Origin of the sequence: Psychrilyobacter sp., assembly GCF_049671765.1 — a bacterium.
Lineage (GTDB): Bacteria > Fusobacteriota > Fusobacteriia > Fusobacteriales > Fusobacteriaceae > Psychrilyobacter.
Genome location: NZ_JBATVM010000142.1, coordinates 1 through 3,081 on the forward strand (window position 1 = coordinate 1; position 3,081 = coordinate 3,081).

Below are 3,081 nucleotides of genomic sequence, written 5' to 3' on the forward strand. Positions count from 1 at the left end.
TACCCAAAGATAACATCCCATTTCCTAAAGTTTTAAAACCTGTACCTGCAATAGAAGCACCTGCTTTTAAAGCTTCAAAGGATTTCTTACTATTAGTAGTTAAGAAATTAAAAGCAGTTCCACCATGGATTTTAATTCCAGTAAATAGTGATTTAAATTTAGATTTACTTCCTGAAATAACTGGACCCCATTGTTTCCATTCTTTTATTTTTTTACCTGCAGACATAAATGCCTTATAGTCATCTTTCATTTTAAATACTTGCTCTAGTCCTAATCTGGCTCCACCTGAAGCTAATCTTAATCCTACTAATCCTGTAATACCATAAGCTACTGCTTTAGACATTCCTGGATGATTTTCTGTAAAGGAATTAATCCCATCAGTTAAAGAAGTTATACCGGTTGTAGTACTTTTAATAGCAGGTAACATTAAACTAGTAAATGACATAACTAATTGTCTACTAGACCTAATAGCTACTTTCATTGAACTGGCAGTTGTGTCCATCTTATTTTTTAGCTCTGACATTGAACTACCAGAATAGCCTGATTTGTCTTTAACTAATTTTAAGTTCTCTCCTAAAAATTTTAAATTATCTGTTAAAAGTGGAACTGTAGTTAGTGCTTCTTCACCAAATAGCTGCTTAGTTACTGCTAGTTGTTCAGATTTATCTAGTTCTTTTATCTGTTGAAATACTTTAAACATGGTTCCGGTAGCGTTATCTTGTAATTCCATACTTAGATCTACTGGATCTAATCCTAACTTTTGTAAAGCTTTTAGTTTATCTCCACTAGCTGAAGCCCCTGCGCTTAAAGTAGTAAATACTTTTTGTAATCCTGTAGCTGCTCTTCCAGTATCTGACACTCCTAATGCTACTAAAGTTCCTCCTAGTGCTGCTGTTTCTGCTTCAGAAAAATTAGCTATCTTACCTAAACTTCCGATTCTTGTGGTTAGTTCAGCAATCTGTGCAGGAGAAGCTTTTATCTTAGCTCCTAAATAGTTCATTTTATCAGCTAGTTCAACTACTTCACCTTGAGTCATTTTAAATGATTGCCTCCAAGTAGCTAACATATCGCCTGCTTGACCTGTATCCATATCAAAGGCTACTGATACCATTGCAGTATCTTTAGTAAATTTTGTTAGCTCATTCATCTTTATACCGGCTTGACCTGCTGCTGCTGCAATATCATAAATTTGATTATTGAATAGAGGTAACTCCTTAGTAGCACTTAGAATATCTCTTTTAAATTTAAGAGCTTCTTTTCCTTGTAATCCTGTAGTTTTCTTTACATCTGCAAAGGCTGACTCATCATCTATTGCAAATTTAACTCCTACACCTAGAGCTACTGCTTGTCCAACTCCTCTATAAAGAGAATTTCTTCCTTTTTCTTTATTAGAATCTCTAAATTTTTTAAATTTTTTAAATCTTTCCTGGTTCTCCTGGTGTAAGGCTTTTTTCATCTCTTTAGATAACCGGATTTGCTCCTTATATCTTTTAGTCATCTCATTACTTCTAGCTAAGGTATTTTGTCTCTTTGAGACCTGGCTTATTTGTTTAGATAGTTCTTCTTGACTTTTACCGTATTTATTTGATTCCTGTTTAACTGATTTCATTTTACGCATCATATCGGTTAAAGATTTTCTTTCTTTTTCTGTACTGGCTCTTAATTTATCTTCAGCTAATTTAGCTTTTTGGAATTCATTAACCATTTTCTTAGTAGGTTGAGATGTTTTCTCCAAAGCATTCTTCAAATCTTTTGTTTTCTTAGTTAGCTCAAATAAAGATCTTTGCTGTTCTGAATAAGTTTTTCTACCGTTAGTGAATTGAATTTCTAGTTTTTTACTCTTCTCTTCTAACTTTGAGATCTCACGACTTGTAGTTTTAAGAGTTTTCAATTCACTACTTAATTTTCTAACCTCTTCAGAATTTTTAGCAAAATTTATATCTTTAACTTTTTTCATATGATCGCTAAGTTTTTTTACTTCTTTTGAACTTTGATTAAAACTTTTGGTTAAGGAGGGATCTAGCTTTCCTCCAATTTTTAATATAAAATCTCTATTACTCACTAGGTATCGCCTCCAACCAATTAACCAATTCATTTAATCGCATTTTATAGAAAAAATCCGCCCCACTTTTTGTTAGTTTTCCTGCCATTAGGATAGACTCTCTTAAATCCTTAATCTTTTTTTTTGAGTTGAGATCTATCCTAGTAAGAAACCCTTGGTACATTCTGTCACCGTTTTAAAATCTTTAGATTTTAGCTCTAATATTGCTTCAAATGGTATTCCTGAAGCTTTAGCTGCAATAGCTGCTTGATATGCAGTTGAATAGTTTGTATCTGGTAAAGGAGTATAGAACCTTCCTAATGCATCACTTTCAGCATCACAGATATCTACTCCAGTAAGGGAATTAAAATCTAATTCTAATTTCTCTATTTTTTGATCATTAAAACTGATAGGATCTCCCAAAGTAATTATTATGATTTCATTTTTTATTTCTATTTCACTCTTTTTTTTAACTTTTTTTATCTCTTCTTGTTTTTCTACTTGATCTTCTTTAGATATTTCATTTTTTTCTTTCATTTTCCCCTCCACTTTTTAAGTTACTTTTATTTAATTTTAATTTGACTTTTTTACTCTATTGTAGTTATAATAATATTGTAATAACTTCAATGCTCAATAGTTATTCATCTCCTAAATAAGGAGTTCTCGTTGACTGTATGAGGACTTCTTATTTTTTATTTGACTTTCTTACTTTATTGTAGTTATAATAACATTGTAATAGTAATTAATATTAGGGATTACTATTACAACCTTCAAAGTCTACCCTCATTCTCGTATTTGAGGGTCTTCTAAAAAGTTTTGGTGTTATATTCATTTATAGCACTCTGCAAGAACCTCTAGTTTGGACTATTCTAGAGCTTCTTGCTTTTTTTTATAAAAAATCATCATCTTCTAAATAATTAATTCCATCTACTACAAATTTATTGTTTAGTTTATCTATATGAAGTGTTGGGATCTCATCAATAAATATTCTTATACTGATTACTTCAAATTCCGCCTCAGTGTCCATAGCTTTAGCAGTT

At 31.4% G+C, this 3,081-nt stretch carries 3 protein-coding genes; all 3 read right to left on the bottom strand.

The window, feature by feature from the left end:
- On the bottom strand, positions 1-2,062 hold a 2,062-nt coding region (locus WBG30_RS06855), incomplete at its 3' end, for a phage tail tape measure protein (RefSeq protein WP_424503901.1).
- Positions 2,063-2,197: 135 nt separating this feature from the next.
- Positions 2,198-2,578, bottom strand: coding sequence for a phage tail assembly protein (locus tag WBG30_RS06860; protein ID WP_424503902.1), 381 nt, complete (start codon positions 2,576-2,578; stop codon positions 2,198-2,200).
- 352 nt (positions 2,579-2,930) lie between these two features.
- Positions 2,931-3,068: a phage major tail tube protein gene (locus WBG30_RS06865; RefSeq protein WP_424503903.1), complete on the bottom strand. Its 138-nt coding sequence runs from the start codon at positions 3,066-3,068 to the stop codon at positions 2,931-2,933.
- Positions 3,069-3,081: the final 13 nt, after the last annotated feature.

Bases quoted from the DNA above. Each gene is read 5' to 3' on its own strand.
- WBG30_RS06865 (WP_424503903.1), bottom strand. From the start codon at position 3,068: ATGGACACTGAGGCGGAATTTGAAGTAATCAGTATAAGAATATTTATT.
- WBG30_RS06860 (WP_424503902.1), bottom strand. From the start codon at position 2,578: ATGAAAGAAAAAAATGAAATATCTAAAGAAGATCAAGTAGAAAAACAA.